Source organism: Clostridium sp. UBA6640 (assembly GCF_002455975.1).
Taxonomy (GTDB): Bacteria; Bacillota; Clostridia; order Clostridiales; family Clostridiaceae; genus Clostridium_J.
Genome location: NZ_DKLM01000045.1, coordinates 24,550 through 44,691, shown reverse-complemented (window position 1 = coordinate 44,691; position 20,142 = coordinate 24,550). Strand labels below are relative to the sequence as shown.

Annotated in this window: 16 protein-coding genes, 1 other RNA gene and 1 pseudogene; 2 read left to right on the top strand and 16 right to left on the bottom strand. The window is 29.7% G+C overall.

All coding sequences use genetic code 11. The annotated features are described in order from the left end of the window. Window positions 1–369: 369 nt before the first annotated feature. A complete protein-coding gene (locus B2W91_RS04675) occupies window positions 370–1,737 on the bottom strand; it encodes a sigma-54 interaction domain-containing protein (protein WP_291579116.1) in 1,368 nt (455 codons plus the stop codon). Window positions 1,738–1,757: 20 nt separating this feature from the next. Further along, complete coding sequence (gene glyA / locus B2W91_RS04670; RefSeq protein ID WP_291579115.1) at window positions 1,758–2,990, bottom strand: serine hydroxymethyltransferase; 1,233 nt, start codon at window positions 2,988–2,990, stop codon at window positions 1,758–1,760. A gap of 474 nt (window positions 2,991–3,464) precedes the next feature. On the opposite strand from glyA, the gene B2W91_RS04665 reads away from it, so the two are divergent. Further along, complete coding sequence (locus B2W91_RS04665; RefSeq protein WP_291579114.1) at window positions 3,465–4,235, top strand: threonine/serine exporter family protein; 771 nt, start codon at window positions 3,465–3,467, stop codon at window positions 4,233–4,235. Further along, a complete protein-coding gene (locus B2W91_RS04660; RefSeq protein WP_291579113.1) occupies window positions 4,235–4,693 on the top strand; it encodes a threonine/serine exporter family protein in 459 nt (152 codons plus the stop codon). Before B2W91_RS04665 ends, B2W91_RS04660 begins: the two co-directional genes overlap by 1 nt. A 220-nt stretch (window positions 4,694–4,913) precedes the next feature. Here B2W91_RS04660 and B2W91_RS04655 read toward each other — a convergent pair whose 3' ends face one another. The 14 genes and pseudogenes from B2W91_RS04655 to scfA form a co-directional block, all read right to left on the bottom strand. Further along, the gene (locus B2W91_RS04655) at window positions 4,914–5,483 is read right to left on the bottom strand and encodes a DUF3867 domain-containing protein (protein ID WP_291579112.1); all 570 of its coding nucleotides are present in this window, start codon (window positions 5,481–5,483) and stop codon (window positions 4,914–4,916) included. An 83-nt stretch (window positions 5,484–5,566) separates the two neighbouring features. After that, window positions 5,567–5,747, bottom strand: a non-coding RNA gene (gene ssrS / locus B2W91_RS04650) — 6S RNA. A gap of 136 nt (window positions 5,748–5,883) precedes the next feature. After that, entirely contained in the window at window positions 5,884–7,671 is a 1,788-nt protein-coding gene (gene aspS, locus B2W91_RS04645) for an aspartate--tRNA ligase (protein ID WP_291579111.1), read from the bottom strand. A gap of 19 nt (window positions 7,672–7,690) precedes the next feature. Continuing rightward, window positions 7,691–8,955, bottom strand: a pseudogene (gene hisS / locus B2W91_RS21010) (histidine--tRNA ligase). A gap of 15 nt (window positions 8,956–8,970) precedes the next feature. Then, a complete protein-coding gene (locus B2W91_RS04630; protein WP_291579110.1) occupies window positions 8,971–10,416 on the bottom strand; it encodes a coproporphyrinogen III oxidase in 1,446 nt (481 codons plus the stop codon). Between the two features lie 25 nt (window positions 10,417–10,441). Then, the gene (locus tag B2W91_RS04625; protein WP_291579109.1) at window positions 10,442–11,050 is read right to left on the bottom strand and encodes an MBL fold metallo-hydrolase; all 609 of its coding nucleotides are present in this window, start codon (window positions 11,048–11,050) and stop codon (window positions 10,442–10,444) included. Between the two features lie 11 nt (window positions 11,051–11,061). Continuing rightward, entirely contained in the window at window positions 11,062–11,517 is a 456-nt protein-coding gene (gene dtd, locus B2W91_RS04620; RefSeq protein ID WP_291579108.1) for a D-aminoacyl-tRNA deacylase, read from the bottom strand. Between the two features lie 19 nt (window positions 11,518–11,536). Further along, on the bottom strand, window positions 11,537–13,726 hold the full coding sequence (locus tag B2W91_RS04615) for a RelA/SpoT family protein (RefSeq protein ID WP_291579107.1): 2,190 nt from the start codon (window positions 13,724–13,726) through the stop codon (window positions 11,537–11,539). A 132-nt stretch (window positions 13,727–13,858) separates the two neighbouring features. Beyond that, window positions 13,859–14,377 carry an adenine phosphoribosyltransferase gene (locus B2W91_RS04610; RefSeq protein WP_291579106.1) on the bottom strand — a complete coding sequence of 173 codons (519 nt, stop codon included), beginning with the start codon at window positions 14,375–14,377 and terminating at the stop codon, window positions 13,859–13,861. Between the two features lie 239 nt (window positions 14,378–14,616). Then, window positions 14,617–15,501 (bottom strand): DHH family phosphoesterase, encoded by an 885-nt coding sequence (locus B2W91_RS04605; RefSeq protein WP_291579105.1) that lies wholly within the window; start codon window positions 15,499–15,501, stop codon window positions 14,617–14,619. 690 nt (window positions 15,502–16,191) lie between these two features. Next, window positions 16,192–17,067: a protein translocase subunit SecF gene (secF, locus tag B2W91_RS04600; RefSeq protein ID WP_291579104.1), complete on the bottom strand. Its 876-nt coding sequence runs from the start codon at window positions 17,065–17,067 to the stop codon at window positions 16,192–16,194. 4 nt (window positions 17,068–17,071) lie between these two features. Further along, a complete protein-coding gene (gene secD / locus B2W91_RS04595) occupies window positions 17,072–18,334 on the bottom strand; it encodes a protein translocase subunit SecD (protein WP_414633105.1) in 1,263 nt (420 codons plus the stop codon). Window positions 18,335–18,558: 224 nt separating this feature from the next. Beyond that, on the bottom strand, window positions 18,559–19,923 hold the full coding sequence (gene scfB, locus B2W91_RS04590; protein ID WP_291579102.1) for a thioether cross-link-forming SCIFF peptide maturase: 1,365 nt from the start codon (window positions 19,921–19,923) through the stop codon (window positions 18,559–18,561). Window positions 19,924–19,981: 58 nt separating this feature from the next. Then, a complete protein-coding gene (scfA, locus tag B2W91_RS04585) occupies window positions 19,982–20,119 on the bottom strand; it encodes a six-cysteine ranthipeptide SCIFF (RefSeq protein ID WP_010292964.1) in 138 nt (45 codons plus the stop codon). Window positions 20,120–20,142 lie beyond the last annotated feature (23 nt).

Sequence of the window (20,142 nt, the reverse complement as noted above, 5' to 3'; positions counted from 1 at the left end):
ATTAATCCTTAATTTCTAAGAATTAAAGCTATTTTTATAGAAAGTTTATTTTCCAGAGTATATATTAAGTTTTCGTATTGTGTCCCTATAGTATGATTCAAGATAGACCAAAATATTGGCTAGTTATTTTTGAGATTCCTTATATTATTAACTATAGCAATTACTATGCCAATTTATTTAGCAAAAAAGGCATATTTTAATAGTAAAACACTAAAACTTGGCCTATTTTTTTATGTAAATTTCAATTTTCTGAAAATATTTTGCATTTGATGCAAAATATTTTTACAGGTAATTTCTTCCAAACACTACCTTAATGGCATCGTTAATAAAAAAACAAGCTGAGCGCAAATATATTTGCACTCAGCTGTACTATTTATCTAGTAAATTATATTTTTTTAATTTATATTGCAAACTTTGACGAGAAACTTTTAATTCCTCAGCAGTTTTAGTTACATTATAGGAATGTCTTTTAAGGCATTTTTCAATAATCCCCTTTTCTATACAATCCAAATAATCTGAAAGAGGCATATCTCCATCATAAGATGTATTATCGTAAGCATTACCGTATTGAACTATCTTATTTTCAAAAAACTCTTTAGTAAGTATTTCGCTGTCATCTATCATATTCATAGCAGACTCAATAACATTTTTTAACTCTCTAATGTTTCCAGGCCAATTATACTGTAAAAATTTCTCTATAACTTCTTTATCTATAGATTTTACATTCTTAGATAGGATTTTATTATAGTAATTTAAAAAGTAATAGGCTAATAATTCAATATCCTCTTTTCTTTCTTTTAGTGGAGGTATATCAATTCTTAATACACTAAGTCTATAATAAAAATCTTTTCTTAGTTTCCCCTCACTTATTAACTTCTCAGGCTCTTCATTTAAGGTAGCTATTATCCTAACATCAATGTCAATAATTTTGTTACTTCCTAAAGGTCTAATATAACCATCTTGAAGAACTCTTAAGAGTTTAGATTGTAAATATGGCTCCATAGAGTTTATCTCATCTAAAAGCACTGTACCTTGATGTGCTTCTTCAAAAAGTCCTTTTTTATTTTCTGCACCAGTAAAACTTCCCTTTACTGTACCAAATAACATTCCTTCTAATAGTGCACTTGGTATTGCTGCACAATTTATTGGAATAAAAGGTTTGTCCTTTCTTATTCCACCATAATGTATACTTTGAGCAAAAACTTCCTTTCCAGTTCCTGTTTCACCATATATAAGCACTGAAGAATTAGAAAGACTAGCTCTAACTGCTTTATTTACTTCATTTCTTATCTTTACACTATCCCCAATAATACTTTTAAATACATGATGTTCTTCATATTTATTATTATTATTTTCAAGTTTACATACCTTTTCATTTAGCTTTCTAATTTGAGTCATATCTCTAGCAATTTCTATTGCAGCTATAACATTATCATTTAAAATCACGGGAATAGTAGTATTTATAGAAGTAATGTTTTTTCCTTCTTTGCTAGAATAGTGTTGTATAATATCTCTATATTGCTTTTTTTCTTTTAAAGCATTCATAAGAGTTGAAATATCTTCCATTCCTTTTAGATATTCATAAACTTTTTTTCCAAGGACATCTTCTTTTTTAAAGCCCTCAATTTTTGCCATAGGATTATTATAATATATAGTTTTTCCTTTGTTATCTACAATATGAATTCCTTCGTTGAGATTTTCTATTAAACACTCTAAAATATACTCACTTTTATTCATATTAATATAACCTTATTTTATTAATATAACGGGCATTTTTTGCAAAGCTCGTGTACTTTTGCTTTTGTTGAACTTAGATCTCCTTCTCTACCTTCTATAGCCTCATTTATAAGTCTTGCAACTTCTCTCATTTCTTCTTCTTTGAAACCTCTACTTGTAACTGCTGGAGTACCTATTCTTATTCCACTAGTTATAAATGGACTTTTAGTTTCAAATGGAATAGTGTTTTTATTTACTGTAATTCCAATAGAATCAAGAAGCTTCTCAGCATCCTTACCAGTTAATTCTTTGTTAGTTAAATCTACAAGCATAACATGATTATCAGTGCCACCAGAAACTATTCTAAATCCATACTTAGTTAATTCCTCACTAAGCACTTTAGCATTCTTAACTACCTGCTCCATATAAGTTTTGAAATCTTCTTCCATCGCTTCTTTGAAGCATGCTGCTTTAGCTGCTATTATATGCATTAGCGGTCCACCTTGCATTCCTGGGAATATAGATTTATCTAATGCTTTAGCAAATTCTTCTTTACATAAAACCGCTCCACCTCTAGGACCTCTTAATGTTTTATGAGTAGTAGTAGTTACAAAGTCTGCATATGGTACTGGTGATGGATGTAAGCCTGTTGCTACAAGACCAGCAATATGTGCCATATCTACCATAAAGTAAGCTCCCACTTCATCAGCAATTTCTCTAATTTTCTTAAAATCTATTATTCTAGAATAAGCACTAGCACCAGCTACTATTAGCTTAGGTTTAGATTCTAATGCTAAACTTCTTAACTCTTCATAATCAATAGTTTCAGTTTCGCTATTAACTCCATAAGAAACAAAGTTATATAATAAACCTGAAAAGTTTACTGGACTTCCGTGAGTTAAATGTCCCCCATGACTTAAATTCATCCCTAGAACTGTATCCCCCGGTTTTAATACAGTTAAATAAACTGCCATATTAGCTTGTGAACCTGAATGTGGTTGAACATTAGCATGATCAGCACCAAATAGTTCTTTCATTCTTTCTCTTGCTAAGTCTTCAATCTTGTCAACTACAAAGCATCCACCATAATATCTCTTATTTGGATATCCTTCTGCATATTTGTTTGTCAATACTGAGCCAGCAGCTTCCATTACTGATCTAGAGACAAAGTTTTCTGACGCAATAAGTTCAATATGTTCTTCTTGTCTTTGTTGTTCTTGATTTATTAGCTCAAGTAACTCTCTATCAGTTTTTTCTAAATGAGTTAAATTCATTTCTTCCACGCCCCTTTTTTATAAATAAATCGTAATAATAACTACTACAACTTCATTATAGTTTTTTATTGAATAATAATCAATAATAGTATTTATTTAACAAGGCTTACTACCTATTAAATATTAAAAATACCTAATATTATATAGTTTTTAAATTGGTATCTAATTAAATATATAAAATTAAGAAATAATATCTATAGATAAGTATAATACTTTATACAAGTGAGGCTGTCAATGCTTTGCTATTAAACAATTAATTAAAGAAATTTTCTTAATTAAAACCGATTTAATAACATTAGCCTAAATTTATAATAACCGCTTAATTCTTATTTAGACCGAGGTTTTTCTTTATAAGAATTTAGGTGATATTAGTTATAATTAAAATTTTCAAACAATTCTGCTTTGTATTGAATTTTATTTAATTTGATATATAATATGAAAGACTAAGAAATTTTTGGTTAGAGGGGAGTAGCCATGTATACTGATAATATAGTTCATATTGCTGCAGATGCAGGGAAAATAATACTTGAGAACGGCGGAGAAACTTATAGAGTAGAAGAAACGATTTCTAAAATTTGTGAAGCCTATAATATCAAAACCGTAGAAAATTTTGTTACTCCAACAATTATAGTAATATCTATACTTAATGAAAATTCGGAAACAATTACAGTAGTTAGAAGAATAAAATATAGAACCGTTAATTTAAAAAAAGTTTCATTAGTAAATAATTTATCTAGAAGTGTTTATACTAAAGCACTTTCCATGGATGATATTAGAAATGAACTTAAGTATATAGATACACTCTCTAGATATAGTGATGAAATAACTGCATTTATGTCAGGACTTAGTGCAGGTTTTTTTACACTATTATTTGGTGGAGCAATTAGAGATTTCGTAGTATCTGTTTTTATAGGAATAGTAATTAGTTTAATTAGTAAATTATTTAGCAAATACCAAGTTAATAGCTTTTTTTACAATGTTTGTGGAGGACTGTTAGCTGCTTCTGTAGCTATAGTAATATCACACTTTTATCCTAGTTTTAATGTAGATACCATAATTATAGGCTCTATAATGCTTTTGGTACCAGGACTTGTAATTACTAATGCAATAAGAGATACCTTAGCTGGTGATTTATTATCTGGTATTTCTCGTTCTGTAGAGGCATTAATGATAGCTGCAGGTATAGCAATAGGTACAACAATAGGCTTTAAAATATGGCTCTATATTTTAGGAGGTGCATTATAATGTCAGCATATTTCTATGCCTTTATGAGTTCGTTAGGTTTTGGAATACTGTTTAATGTTAGAGGCAAAGATCTATTTTTTGCATCTCTTGGTGGTGGAATTGGGTGGTTTTTTTATACTCAAGTTCTCTCTCTTACCAGCTCTGAAATCATAGCATTATTTATTGGCACAATATCACTTAGTATACATTCTGAAATTTGCGCTCGTGTATTTAAAAATCCTGTTACCTTATATTTAATATGCGCTTTAATACCTCTTGTCCCTGGTAGTGGCATGTATTATACCATATTTGAAGCAGTTAAAGGAGATTATAATGCTTCTTTAACAAAAGGAATTCAAACTTTGTTTAATGCAGGATCTATAGCAGTAGCAGTAATGTTTGTATCAACTATAAGTAGAGTTATAATTGCATTGTCTGCAAAAAATAAAAGAAGAAAAAGATCTTTAAAAAAACTATGACTTGATGTCATAGTTTTTTAATTTGAATTTTTTAGTTAATTTACAATATAAGCTTTTCATCCTTAATAGATTAAATCCTTAAAAATTAAGAATTAATAATAAAGAATGAAGAATTCAGGAAAAANNCACTAAAGGTGAATTTCTTAAACTATTCTTTTGCTATCAATAAATTGCTGCACCTTTATAAGAAGCGATTACATCACTTCAAAAATAAATAGTTTTAATAATCATATTCTGAAACATTTTGACAAAGTGATATTTTTAAATTTTTTTCTTTAATAACTTTCTTGTAAGAACATAAAAATTCATTTAACTCATTATCCCTTAAGTCTATATTCTTTGGACTTTTTAATATTACTTTTTCTTCCTGAAGAATAATATCTAATGTATTTAAGTCATTATTAATTTTATATACGGTTACTTGACTAAGAGCTATCTTGCCTTTATATTTTTCATGAAAACTTGCAGTTTTTCTTATATCTTCATAATCCTTATTTAAGTTTCCTAATCCTAAACCACTCATCTCAGTACCAAAGGATTTCATTTGATTTTCTAAATCTGATGGATCTAAGCCATATCTTTCCATAAGTTTTTTTTGTATATTCATAAGCTTTTCTTCAGATACATTGTTCTTTTCCATATACTCTCTAAGGCTCTTAGTAAATTCCATCATGTTTAAATCACCTTGGGCCATAGAATAATATAATCCATAAATATATTGTTCGAACTTATCTAAATCCTTATCACTTGCTCTATTCTTTAATTCATTAAAATCAATTACATCACTCATTTTTACACCTCCAATAATAAGAAATCATAAAAATTTTTATTAAAAAAGGTTGCAATAATTGCAACCTTTTAAATTCTTATTAATCAATCCCCACTATGCCGTTTCCAAGGTATATTTGAACCCGTTCTCCAACGGGCGGAAACCTCCTTCATTGCTTCTGGTACCCGAGTCGTGCTCTAGTCAACGCTTCACATGAAGAGTTAATTTCCTATTGTATCAATGTTGGCTCAACATAGACCTATTCAACGCACACAGCAGGAGAAAAATTAAATATTTTTTACTTTGTATTTATATTATAAAACATATTTTTAAATTTTTCAAATGGTTATAAGTTAAATTTAATAAAATTTTTTATCGATATTTTAGCTCTAAGCTTAAATATCATGGAAATAGTTAATAATTACTCTTCTTTTCTTGCATTTATGGCTAAGGACAACTCATCTAACTGTTTCTTATCAACTACATTTGGTGCTTCACTCATTGGACAATAAGCATTTTGATTTTTAGGGAAAGTAATTACGTCTTTAATATTATCAGTTTCCGCTAAAAACATAACCATTCTATCAAGACCATAAGCGAGTCCACCATGTGGAGGTGGTCCATATTTAAATGCCTCTAATAAAAATCCAAATCTCTCCCAAGCACTTTCTTTAGTAAATCCTAAAAGATTAAACATTTTTTCTTGTAGATTAGAGTCATGTATTCTTATACTTCCTCCACCTAATTCTTCTCCATTTAGAACTATATCATAAGCTTTTGCCCTTACCTTTGATGGATTAGTTTCTAAAAGCTCCATATCTTCATCCATAGGCGATGTAAACGGATGGTGAAGAGCTACATATCTTCCTTCTTCCTCATCGTATTCAACAAGAGGGAACTCTGTTATCCATACAAAGTTAAATTCTTTATTATCCTTTAATAATTCAAGTTCTTTTGCAAGCTCAAGTCTTAGTGCTCCTAGAGATTGTAGCACTACACTGTCCACATCTGCTACTATTAGTACTAAATCTCCTACTGTAGCTTCTGCACTATCTAATATAGCTTTCATTTCTTCTTCACTAAAGAATTTAGCTATTGGAGATTTTATTTCTCCTTCCTTATAAGCTATCCATGCAAGTCCTTTAGCTTTATAAGTTTTAACAAATTCACCTAGTTTATCAATCTTTTTTCTTCCCATATCTGCTGAATTCTTAACAGTTATAGCTCTTACCGATCCACCATTTTCTATAGCATTTTTAAACACAGCAAATTCAGTATTCTTAACAGCTTCTGTAATATTTTTTATTTCCATACCAAATCTTAAATCTGGCTTATCAGAACCATACTTTTCCATAGCTTCATTATATGGCATTCTCTTTATCGGAAGTGAAACATCTACATTTTTAATTTCCTTAAATACTCTTTGAATTAATCCTTCATTAAGTGCAATGATATCCTCCATTTCAACAAAGGACATTTCAAGGTCTATTTGTGTAAATTCTGGCTGTCTATTTGCTCTTAAATCTTCGTCTCTAAAGCATTTTACTATTTGGAAGTACTTATCATAGCCTGATACCATTAATAATTGCTTAAATATTTGAGGTGACTGTGGCAATGCATAAAACATTCCTGGATAATTTCTACTTGGAACTAAATAATCCCTAGCCCCTTCTGGCGTACTCTTAGTTAACATTGGAGTTTCCATCTCTAAAAATCCATTTTCATCCAAATAATCTCTAACAATCTTAGTTGTTTTATGTCTTATCATAAATATTTTTTGCATATCAGGTCTTCTAAGATCTAAATATCTATATTTTAATCTTATATTTTCTGAGGCATCTAAATCTTCTTTTATATATATTGGTGGTGTTTCTGACTCAGATAATATTTTAATACTTTCTCCTTTAAGCTCTACCATTCCTGTTGGTAAATTTGAGTTTGGAGACTCTCTCTTTACTATTTTTCCACTTACAGCAATACAATATTCAGATTTTGCAAGGTCTGCTCTTTCAAAAGCTTCTTTATTTATTGCTTCTCCAAATACTACTTGTAAAAGTCCAGTTCTATCTCTTAAATCTATAAAAACTAGACCACCTAAATTTCTTTTTCTTTGAACCCAACCCATTACAGTTACTTCATTAGATATATGTTCTTCTCTAAGCTCGCCGCACATAATGGTTCTTTTAAGTCCATTTAGTGATTCTCCCATGTCCATTCCTCCCAGAAATTTAATTATTATTTATTATATTAATTATCTCTTCTATTTTATCTAAACTAACTTCAAATTGTGAACCATCGCTCATATTTTTTAATTTGAAGCTTCTATTTTTGACTTCATCTTCACCTAATATCCCTGTAAAATTAGCACTTATTTTATTAGCATATTTCATTTGTGCTTTAACACTTTTCTCAAGATGATCACAATCACACTTTAATCCTTGTTGTCTTAGTTTATGAACTAATCTTACTGCTTCTAATTTTCCTTCATTCCCCATAGAACCTATGTAAACATCCATATAATTTGGTTTTCGAATATCTATTCCTTTTTCTTCAAGGGTTAAAAGCAATCTTTCCATTCCCATACCAAATCCTACTGCTGGCATCTCAGGACCACCAATTTCACTTATTAAATAATCGTATCTTCCTCCACCACAAAGAGTAAATCCATTGTCCATAACCTCAAATATAGTCTTACTATAGTAATCGAGGCCTCTAACTACTTGAGGATTAACCTTATATTCTATACCCATGGCAGTTAAGTATTCTTTTAATCTTTCAAAATGCTCACTACACTCTTCACATATAAAGTCTAATATAATAGGCGCATCTGATACTACTTCTTTACATTTATCAACTTTGCAGTCTAATATTCTAAGTGGATTTTTTTCTAGCCTTGTGTTGCAAGTTGTACAAAGTCCTTCTTTCTTTTCTTCTAGGAACTTCTTTAAAGCTTCATTATATTTTTTTCTACATTCAGGAGNNATTCAGGACATCCTAAACTATTTATGTTAAGTTCTAGCCCAGTTATTCCAAAGTGCTTATAAACATCCATTATTATACTTATTACCTCAGCATCTACTGAAGCTTCTTTTGCTCCAAAAACCTCTACTCCAAATTGATGATGTTCTCTAAGTCTTCCTTTTTGCATTTTTTCATATCTAAAAGCTGGAGTAAAATAAAACATCTTTGTAGGCTGCGTATCGCTATATAATGAATTTTCTACAAAAGCTCTAACTGTTGGTGCTGTACCTTCTGGTTTTAAAGTAATACTTCTACCACCTTTATCTTCAAAAGTATACATCTCCTTTTGAACTATGTCAGTAGTTTCACCAACACCTCTTTTAAAAAGTTCAGTGTTTTCAAACATAGGAGTTCTTATTTCTCTGCAACCATAATTTGAAGCTATATTTCTCATTAAATTTTCTATATAATGCCATTTATAAACTTCATTTGGTAATAAGTCCTTAGTGCCTTTTGGCGCTTTTAAATCCATATTAACCCTCCTTTATTATTTATATATAGAGTTTAAAAGCTCTATCTTTTTTTCTATCATCTCATCAATTCTTTTTATGTATTCCCTTACATCTTTAACATTTCCAAATCTTTCAATTCTGTTTTCATCTAAAAAAACTATTTTAGAAACCGCATCTGCACCTAGTGCTATTATAGTTTGCTTTTCTTCTATCATCTGTATGTTGTAAATACCTTCTTTACCATCTAGTGCATATCCTACATTTTCCATGTTTCCAACCATATTTTTTTGTCTATACATATAATAGGGCTTCATATTAAGTTCTTTAGAGAGCTCAACTGTTCTTTTATACATATCATTTAATTCATCTTGATCTGGAATTTCAAAACTCTTATTAACAATCATATTCTCGTAAAGTTTAGATGCCCTTTTGATAGACATTCCATGTATAGTAATACTATGAGGTTTTAACTTAAATATCTCATTACATGTTTTCTCTATATTAAGTAACTTTTCACCCGGAAGTCCTACAATCACATCCATGTTAATATTGTCAAAGCCTAGCTTTACAGCTAAATTAAACTTTTCAATTACCGAAGATACGTCATGATTTCTTCCTATTAACTTTAAGGTATCATCATTCATACTTTGAGGATTAATACTAATTCTTTGAACTTCATATTTTTTCATAGATAAAAGTTTATTTTCAGTTATACTATCTGGTCTTCCACATTCTACTGTAAACTCTTTAATATTTCTACCATCAACAAAACCACTATAAATACGCTTCATAGTTTCTTCGAAATCTTCATCATTTACTGAAGTAGGTGTACCTCCTCCAAAGTAAACACATTCTATTTCTAAATTTTTTTCTTTAATATAAGCACTTAATGCTTCTATTTCTAAATAAAGAGATTCTAAATATGGTTTTACTATGTCTTTACATATGCCTATTGGATTTGATGTAAAAGAACAGTATGCACATCTTGTTGGACAAAATGGCATACCTATATAAATACTTACTACCTTCTCATCCTTATTTACTATATCTCTTTCCCATTTAGCTACATCTATACATAACTTAGCTTTCTCGTCTAAAGTTAAATGTCTGTCATGAAAATCTTCTATTATTTCTTCCTCACTATATCCTTTTTCTAAAAGCTCTAATGCTTTTTTAGAAGGTCTTATTCCAACTAAAGTTCCCCAAGGTAGTATTTTATCTGTTTCTTCACTTAAAATTTTAAATACTGCCTTTCTAAGCTCTTCTTTTACTTTATATTCTTTATTAATTTTTAATATCTTTATCTTATCATTGCATTTTATATTTATTGCTTCATCATCAACTTTAATTTCAATGTGAGGATCTTCATTAACAAATTCTATATCACTAAAGGGATAAAACAAATTTATCATTTGAAAAACATCATATCTAAAGTCTAAATTATTTAACTTTACTTTAATTACTTTGTCTACTTTATACACTTTTATCAAATCCTTTATAAAAGCTCTATCCTCTAATAAAAGGATTCATAAGCTTTTCCTTTGCTAATGTGGAACTTGGTCCATGTCCAGGATAAACTACTGTATTCTCAGGTAAAATCATTATTTTTTTCTTTATAGATTCCATTAAAGTTTCATAACTTCCACCAACTAAATCTGTTCTACCTATTGAACCAGTAAATAATGTATCACCAGTGAAAAGATTATTATCTATTTTAAAGCAAAGTCCACCTGGAGTATGACCTGGGGTTTCAATACACTCTACTACAAAATTTCCACATTTAATTTGGTCTTTTTCCTTTAAAAACAAACTTATTCCAGCAGCAATTTCTGCTCCATAAAGATAAGTACCTCTTTCCATTAAAATATGGTCTTTTTCACTTATTCCTACTTTACTATTAAAAATGTTATGAAATTCAGCAACACCACCGGTATGATCTAGATGTCCATGAGTTAAAAGTATATATTTAACTTCTGCACCTAAACTAATTATAGCTTTCTCTATATCATCAACGTCTCCACCAGGATCTATAACTACTGCTTCCTTAGTATCCTCATCCATGATTATATAGCAATTAGCACCATAAATCCCTGCTACAACTCTTTTTATAATCATATTTTTCACCTCTAGAAATTTTTTTTACTTTCCAGCAATAATGTTACTGGACCATCATTTTGAATATAGACCTGCATATCTGCTCCAAATTCTCCTGTTTGAACTTTATCTTCACCTAGTTGTCTTTTAAATTCAGAAACGAGTTCATTATACATTTGCTCTGCAATTTCTCCCCCTTGTGATTTCATAAAGTCCGGTCTTTTCCCTTTTCTACAATCTCCATATAAAGTAAATTGAGATATCAATAAAATACTACCACCTATATCTTCTACTGAAAAATTCATCTTATCATTTTCATCTTCAAATATTCTCATTCCTAATACTTTACGAACTATATATTCTATATCTTCCTTTGTATCTTCTTTGCTAACACCTATTAATACATTCAATCCTCGATCAATTTGTCCAATTACTTTATTTTCAACTTCAACCCTTGACGCCTTCACTCTTTGAACAACCGCTCTCATAACCTATCCATCTCCTCAATTAATTTTTAATTCTGTAGACATCGTAAACCCCATTAAGACGTCTTATCTTTTTTTGAATTTCTATTAATTGCTCTGTACTTGTAATAGAAATTTTAATATTTATTATTACTTCTCCAGTTCTAGTAGCCTTAGCATTTACTGAATTTATTGATGTTTTAGCCTCATTTAGCAAGTTAATAGCTTCTGTTAGTATTCCAAATCTATCTTCAGCCTTAATTTGAAGCTCTGTTACATACCTGCCTGAAATTTTTTCACTACCCCAGCTTACCTCTACAATTTTATTATCATCACTTTTTTGAAGTGCAGTAAGATTTTTGCAATCTTTTCTATGGACAGAAACACCCTTGCCTTTTGTTATATAGCCTATAATTTGATCTCCCGGTACAGGATTACAGCACTTGGCATACCTTATTAAAAGATTGCTTTCACCTTTAACCTGAACTTGAGATGAACCATCTTTTTTGCTTGAAATCTTATTATTATATTTACTAATTTTTTCTTCAATGCTCTTATTTTCTTCCTCTTGCGTTAAAGCTTTTTTAGATTCAACAAGTGGCTCTTTAAGTTTATTTACGATATTATTAGGGAGAATTTCATTCACTCCTAAAGTTGCATATAAATCTTCTAAATTTTTTAAATTGTATCTTTTAAGGATTTTTTCCAGCGCTGATGATTTTATTAATTCATTTATCGTAAAGCCTTGTTTCTTAGCTTCTCTTTCAAGGTATTCTTTACCTTTTTCAATACTCTCATCTCTTCTTGATTTTTTAAACCAAACCTTTATTTTACTTTTAGCCCTGTTACTCTTTGCAATATTGATCCAGTCAATACTTGGACCTTTGGAATTAGGTGAAGTTATAACTTCAACTATTTCTCCAGTTTTTAAGCCATATGTAAGTTGAACTATCTTACCATTAACTTTAGCTCCAGTACATTTATGACCTATATCCGTATGTATACTATAAGCGAAATCTATTGGTGTTGAGTCATGTGGAAGACTTATAACATCCCCTTTAGGTGTAAACACAAAAACCTCATCAGAAAATAGATCTATTTTAAACCCTTCCATGAACTCTTCCGCATCTGCAGTTTCTCCTTGCCATTCAAGCATCTCTCTAAGCCAAGAAAGTCTAGATTCTAAGGAATCGTTATCACCCTCTACTCCTTCTTTATATTTCCAGTGAGCAGCAATACCATATTCAGCAGTTCTATGCATATCATAGGTTCTAATTTGAATTTCTACAGGTTTACCAAAAGGTCCAATTACTGTAGTATGTATAGATTGGTACATATTAGGCTTAGGCATAGCTATATAATCTTTAAATCTACCTGGAATAGGTTTATACATTGTATGGACAATACCCAATGAAGCATAGCAGTTACCTATATCATCAACTAATATTCTCACTGCTGTTAAATCAAATATTTGATCTATAGTTTTATTTTTAGTAATCATCTTTCTATAAATGCTATAAAAATGTTTAGGTCTTCCCTCTATTTCTGATTTAATTCCAACCATATCTAAATTAGATTTTAGCTTAAATATAATATGTTCGATTTGATCTTCTCTTTCTGCCCTTTTCTCTGAAATTAGTTTAACTAAATCATAATATTCTGAGGCATTTAGATATCTAAGTGCTAAATCTTCAAGTTCCCATTTAATTTTAGATATACCTAATCTATGTGCTAATGGCGCATAAATGTTTAAGGTCTCTTTCGCTGTTTCCCTTTGTTTAACTTCTGGCTTATATTTTAAGGTTCTCATATTATGTAATCTATCTGCAAGTTTTATAAGAATAACCCTTATGTCCTTTGCCATAGCAAGTAACATTTTTCTAACATTATCCGCTTGTTGCTCTTCTTTAGTTTTAAATTTCATTTTTTCAAGCTTCGATACACCTTGAACTAAGTCTGCAACCTCCACACTAAAAATATTACATATATCCTCATATGTATATTCAGTATCTTCAATTACGTCATGAAGAAGACCAGCAGCTATAGTAGATGTATCTAATCCTAGCTCTGCTAATATACATGCAACTTCCACTGGATGGATTATATAGGGCTCACCAGACTCCCTTTTTTGGTTTTTATGAGCCTCCATAGAAAGGTTAAAGGCCTTTGTAACCAATTCTATATCTACATTATGACAATTATTTTGAATTTTCTCTAACAATTTTTCTAGCATTGAGATTACACCCCTAAAACTAAAGGCTGGTTACACAACCAGCCACTATTTTTTACTAATAATATTATTATATAATAACCATTATATTTATGCAATTTGCTTTGTGTAATTTAATAGTAACAATGTATTTTATTATATGTTGTATTGCACTATAGACATAATATCGTAGTTATCAATCTTTTCTCTTCCGTTCAAATCAGTAAGCTCAATAACAAAGTCTAGGGATACAACTTCTCCGCTAGCTTCCTCAATAAGCTTAGCTACTGCTGAAACTGTTCCTCCTGTTGCTAGTAAGTCATCAACTATAGCAACTCTTTGTCCTGGCTTTATAGAATCCTTATGAATTTCTAACGAATCAGTACCATATTCTAAATCATACTCAACTTTCATTGTGTCATACGGCAATTTTCCTGGCTTCCTAATAGGTACGAATCCTATACCCATAGCATAAGCTACAGGTACTCCAAATAAAAAGCCTCTTGCTTCCGGACCAACAATTAAATCAACATTCTTATCCTTTAAGTGCTCTACAATTTTATCTATAGTTAATTTTAAAGCTTCTCCATCCTGTAATAGAGTTGTAATATCCTTAAAGCTTATACCTTCCTTTGGGAATCCATCAATAACTCTTATTTTATCTTTTAAATCCATCGTTATTCCCCCTCTATAATATTCTGTACGAACATTTTTATATTAAGTAATTTAATTATACAGTTTATTATATATTTAAAATTATGATTTATGCAATAAGGCGCCTTAAATAAATTAACTAATTTGTACCAGACATATCGATGAAAATCAGTTATATTCTCTATCATAGGGTAATTGAAAATAAACTATTATGCTGACTAGTCATTTTTCAAGCTGCCTAAGCTTAATCTAACTTTTTATCATACAATTTGTAAATTCATTTGTATTTCTTTTTTATTAATTATTTTATTAGTCCTTTTAATCTCATTATATAAATACTTTGAAATTTGTTTTGCTCTATAGCTATCATTAGTAGTAAAAAGTTCTATAGCTATTTTCGCATTATCTATACGTCCCATAGAGTTTGACTTAGGAAATATATCAATAGTTAAATTACTATTAATAAATTCTTCAATATTATTAACATTATTATCATCTAACAATGCTCTTATACCATAATTATTAGTATAAGATAATTGTTTTAAACCTTCCTCAACTATATAGCTATTTTCCCCCACTATAGGACTACCCTTAGATATAGTTCCTAACATTACTAAATCCGTATATTTATTTATACAACTCATTTTATAATAAGAGGATATAGTTTGTGCTAACTTATAGGCAACCCCTACTGCAGAGAGATTCTTAAAAGGATAATTACATCCCTTTTGATTAGGATTAACTACAATTATATCTTCCATATCATTTGTAGTTTTATGATAATCAGTAACAATAACATCTATATTTAGCTCTTTGCAAAGCGCTATTTCCTTTTCTGAGTTTATAGTTGAACCTACAGTTATTATAAGGTCTGCACCTAAGTACTTTATGTAATTTTGTATATCATTATCATTTAAGTTTCTATTTTCTCTAGCTTCGTTAGGCTGAAAATACTCCACATCTGCGTTAAGATATCTCAAGACTAAAATTAAAAGAGATATAGCTGTAATACTATCAAAATCATAATAACCATAAACAACTATCTTTTCTCTCTCATTTATAGCTTGTATTATTCTTCTTAGAGCATTTTTCATACCTTTAAGTAATAGTGGATTATAGGTATTTTTAATGTAGTGTTCGTCCATAATATGCTCCTCCAAAATAATAGAAAACAAATATATTATAATTTAAAATCATTGATATTACAAACCTTTTCGCAAAAAAACATAAAAAACAAAATTTTAATTGCTTAAAATAAAATAATTAGAGAAAAATAAGGTGAATCTTCCGTATCAAACAAGAAATAAGTTCCACTATTAGCTATGCTATTAGTAAATTTTAATCACAGAACATGACACAAAAAGCTATTATACTAATTATTTTTAAGATACTTTAAATTATTTTTTTCAAATTGCAACTAAGAATATTTAAACTTCCATGGTTTTTTATAAAGGTTTATAGTTACACATATATAACTCCAACTATAAAATATTAAACTTATATATCTATAACTATATATACTACTTTGGAAATTAATGTATAGCTGAATATAGCTACAAATTTGAGTATTTCAATGCACAACTTTAATCAATGGAGGATTGAGAATGGACAATTGACAATNNATCAAACTAATTTCTTTAATAAATTTTTAATAAAAGTGACTTCGTCACTTTTAAAAGGAATAAGTTCAAAACTTCTCTTGAGAGAAGTACCATAATTGCCCATTGTCAATCGTCAATTCTCAATTACATAAATATAAGCTAAAACAATTTGTTAAACGGATTAAAAAAGTCAGAAATGGAATATATTCAATTCTCTTTCTGACTTTATTTTATTTATTTAGTGGCAGGAGACAACTTTCTTTTTTTTAGCATAACCCACATAGGACTCGCTATAAAAATTGAAGAATAAGCCCCTGTTGCTATACCAACTATTAGTGGGAATGAGAATTCTCTTATAGTTGGAACAAAGATATAAACTGCTGTTATAGTAAATAACGTAGTTAATGATGTATTTATTGATCTTGATAAAGTTTGATTAATACTCGTATTAGCAATTTCATCTACGCTAACTTTTCTCATTTTCTTAGAATTTTCTCTTATTCTATCAAATATAACTATAGTATCATTTATAGAGTAACCTACAATTGTAAGTATTGCAGCAATAAAAGGTGTGTTTACAGGAATACCTAAAATTGCATATACCCCTATAGTAACAAGAACATCATGAACTAGAGCTATTATTGCAGCAGCTGCAAAACTAAATTCAAATCTCATGCCTACATATACAAGCATTGCTAAATTAGCTACAATTAACGCTAACAAAGTCTTTGTTTTTAGCTCTTTACCTATTGTTCCTCCTATAGTTTCTTTATCTAAAATAGCACTATCCTCTAATGAGAATTCCTTTTTAATTTCACTTACTAACTCGTTAGTCTTTTCTTCATTAAGGACATCTGCTTGAACTATTATTTCAATTTCTTTTCCCTCATTTGCAATCTTAGTTGAATATTTATCTTTAGCATATTTATCTAAAATTGAATTTACTTTTTCTTTTTCAAACTGCTTGTTCATATTTATATTTATTAAGGTACCACCTTTAAAATCTATCCCAAAGTTTAGCCCTTTAAATAAAGTAAATCCCATTCCAATTAAAATAACTAAAAGTGATATGGTAAACCATACTTTTGTTCTTTCTATTATCTTAATCATACTCCTACCCCCTCTTCACACCAAAATGGGAAGGCTTGCTAATAAGTCCCATTTCAATAGTTTTTCTTAATAAAAACTTAGTAACGGTAAGAGCTGTAAATATACTTATAATTATACCTATCATCAATGTTAAACCAAAACCTTTAACTGCCCCTGTTCCTACAAAGTATAATGATACAGCAGCAATTATAGTTGTAATATTCGAGTCCAATATAGATGAAAATGCTTTATCAAATCCTGATTCCATTGAGGTTTTAACAGATTTCCCTGTTTTTAATTCTTCTTTAATTCTTTCAAATATAAGTACGTTAGCATCAACTGCCATTCCTACCGTAAGTAGGAATCCTGCTATACCTGATAAAGTTAAAGTAACATTAAATATAGCGAAAGTCATAAGAAGTAAAACTATATATAAAACTAACGAAAAACAACATACTACTCCTGGTGCTCTATAATAAAGCATCATAAACAGCATTACGAATAATATTCCAACTATTGCTGCTTTTTTACTTAATCCTAAAGCTTCCATCCCAATAGTTGGGCCTACTGTTTTAACAGATACTGCTTCAACTGGCACTGGTAACGCTCCAGATTTTATTATGTTTGCTATTGATTTAGCTTCTTCTAATGATGCCATTCCAGAGATAACTGCCTTACCCTCTCTTATAACTTGATTAACTACAGGATTAGTTAATACTTCTTCATCCATAGTAATAGCAATTTGCTTACCGATAAATTTTTCCGTTGCTTCAGCAAATTTTTTAGTTCCTTCACCATTAAGTTCAAGTCCAACAACAGCTTTTCCATCTTGATCATAATGAGCTACAGCATCTTTAACATCTTTACCTGTAAGTACTAATTCCTTATCTGGTCCTACAAACTTTAGCTCTCCGGTTTTTCCAACAGTATTTAATACTTCCTTAGTATCAAATTGACCTGGTATTTCAATTCTTATTCTTTTTTCCCCTTCACGGGTTACTGCTATTTCACTAACACCTAACTTATTAGTTCTCATAGCAATTAACTCTATAGTCCTATCTACTGTACTAGAATCAACTTTATCCGCTTTTACTTCCATAAGTAGAGACGAACCACCTTGTAAATCAAGTCCTTTATTTATTGCGGATCCAAAGGATTTAATTCTATAATCAAAGATTTCTAGTCCAAAGTAACCTGCATATGCTAAAAAGGCTATTATGCCTATAGCAATAATAAATAAAGCACTACTTTTACCTTTACCCTTCTTCATGTTTATCCCCTTTCCCATATAAGTTAATCTTTACTTTTCTAAGGCGTCTAAAATAAAATAACTTGGAAAAGATGCAGCGAACATTTTGTGTCATACCAAGACACATAACCTGCTATAAGCAGGCTGCATCAATGCAATATGGCACAAAATAAACTAGCATACTGATTAATTATTTTTTCGATGATGCCTAAAGTAAATTATATCTCCTATAAAAATAATAGTCAATGTTTTCAAAGATTACATTACTCTTCCATAAGTTTTGTCTTTAAAGCAATTGCACACTCTACTCTTTTCTTTTGCATTTCACACCCTACCTCATAAGGAATGTGCATGTCTCCATTGAAGTTAAAGTTATTTGCTTGACATCCTCCGCTACAATAGAATCTCGCCCAACACTTTTTACAAGTTGGCTTATTATATATATGAGCATCCTTAAAAGTCTGAACTAAATGCTGATTTTTTATACCATCGTAAATATTTCCTAGTAAATAATCTTCATTTCCAACAAATTGATGACAAGGATAGATATCTCCATCTGGTGTAACAGCTACATATTCATGGCCTGCACCACAACCAGAAATTCTCTTATAAACGCATGGTCCCCCTTGAAGATCAATATTAAAATGATAAAATCTAAATCCTTGTCCACCTTTATGTCTTCTTATCATATCCTCATATAATTTATCATATTGCTCAAATATTTTTGGTAAGTCTTCACTTCTTAAAGATAATTCATGTTCATCTGGAAGAACAACAGGTTCAATAGATATTTCCTCAAAACCTAAATCAGCCATATGTTTAACATCCTCAAAGAAGTCTGTATTTTCTCTTGTAAAAGTTCCTCTTACATAATAAGATTTAGACTTATCTCTCATATCTACCATCTTTTTTATTTTAGGTAGAATACTGTCATAGCATCCGCTACCATCTACTCTTATTCTTACCTTATCATTAATTTCTTTTCTTCCATCAATACTTAAAACTAAGTTACCCATATTTTCATCTAAATACTTCATATTCTCATCATTTAATAACGTAGCATTAGTTGTCATTGTAAACCTTATATTTTTATTATGGATTTTTTCTTGCTCTCTAGCATAATCAACTATTTCTTTAATGGTATCAAAAGCCATTAATGGTTCTCCACCAAATAAATCTATCTCTATATTCTTTCTACTTCCTGAATTTGCTATAACAAAATCTATAGCCTTTTTTCCTACTTCAGATGACATTGCTTTTCTACATCCATGATATTCGCCTTCATCTGCAAAACAATATTTACATCTTAAGTTACAATCATGAATTATATTTAAGCAAAGAGCTTTTATATAAGATGGACCTTGTCCACTTTTTTTCGCTATATTTTCGTATAAATCTAATGAATATAATATACCTTCACTAACAAGTTCTTTAAGTTCATCGTAAACTTCTTCAATCTCTTCTATAGAATATTTTGCTTTAAACTCTTCAATTAATTCTTCTTTACTTCTTAATTTATTTTCATCTAGTAAATCATAAACTAGTTCATCTACCACATGTACTGCTCCAGAATTTACATCTATTACATAATAATCATTACCTTGTACAAATTTATGAATTAGTGACATTTTTTTCCTCCTAGTTAAATATAAAGCAGTAACCCTAAGTTACTGCCTTTTCTAAATATTAGTTTTCACAAGCTAAGTTAGCTACTGTGCATGAAGTTTTACATGCTGATTGACAAGAGTTAGCACACTCTTTGCATCCTGGCTTCTTTAAGCTTTCTTTAATATTTGATTTGTTTACTGTTTTGATGTGTTTCATATTGTGATTTCCTCCATCCTAAT

What these genes read in the sequence shown, in the direction of transcription:
- aspS (WP_291579111.1), bottom strand. Translation starts at nt 7,671, where the DNA reads ATGGGAGAATCACTAAATGGACTTAAAAGAACCATTATGTGCGGCGAG.
- dtd (WP_291579108.1), bottom strand. Translation starts at nt 11,517, where the DNA reads ATGAGAGCGGTTGTTCAAAGAGTGAAGGCGTCAAGGGTTGAAGTTGAA.
- B2W91_RS04660 (WP_291579113.1), top strand. Translation starts at nt 4,235, where the DNA reads ATGTCAGCATATTTCTATGCCTTTATGAGTTCGTTAGGTTTTGGAATA.
- glyA (WP_291579115.1), bottom strand. Translation starts at nt 2,990, where the DNA reads ATGAATTTAACTCATTTAGAAAAAACTGATAGAGAGTTACTTGAGCTA.
- scfB (WP_291579102.1), bottom strand. Translation starts at nt 19,923, where the DNA reads ATGTCACTAATTCATAAATTTGTACAAGGTAATGATTATTATGTAATA.
- B2W91_RS04610 (WP_291579106.1), bottom strand. Translation starts at nt 14,377, where the DNA reads ATGGATTTAAAAGATAAAATAAGAGTTATTGATGGATTCCCAAAGGAA.
- B2W91_RS04605 (WP_291579105.1), bottom strand. Translation starts at nt 15,501, where the DNA reads ATGGACGAACACTACATTAAAAATACCTATAATCCACTATTACTTAAA.
- B2W91_RS04655 (WP_291579112.1), bottom strand. Translation starts at nt 5,483, where the DNA reads ATGAGTGATGTAATTGATTTTAATGAATTAAAGAATAGAGCAAGTGAT.
- secD (WP_414633105.1), bottom strand. Translation starts at nt 18,334, where the DNA reads ATGGGAAAGGGGATAAACATGAAGAAGGGTAAAGGTAAAAGTAGTGCT.
- secF (WP_291579104.1), bottom strand. Translation starts at nt 17,067, where the DNA reads ATGATTAAGATAATAGAAAGAACAAAAGTATGGTTTACCATATCACTT.
- scfA (WP_010292964.1), bottom strand. Translation starts at nt 20,119, where the DNA reads ATGAAACACATCAAAACAGTAAACAAATCAAATATTAAAGAAAGCTTA.
- B2W91_RS04615 (WP_291579107.1), bottom strand. Translation starts at nt 13,726, where the DNA reads ATGCTAGAAAAATTGTTAGAGAAAATTCAAAATAATTGTCATAATGTA.
- B2W91_RS04675 (WP_291579116.1), bottom strand. Translation starts at nt 1,737, where the DNA reads ATGAATAAAAGTGAGTATATTTTAGAGTGTTTAATAGAAAATCTCAAC.
- B2W91_RS04625 (WP_291579109.1), bottom strand. Translation starts at nt 11,050, where the DNA reads ATGATTATAAAAAGAGTTGTAGCAGGGATTTATGGTGCTAATTGCTAT.
- B2W91_RS04665 (WP_291579114.1), top strand. Translation starts at nt 3,465, where the DNA reads ATGTATACTGATAATATAGTTCATATTGCTGCAGATGCAGGGAAAATA.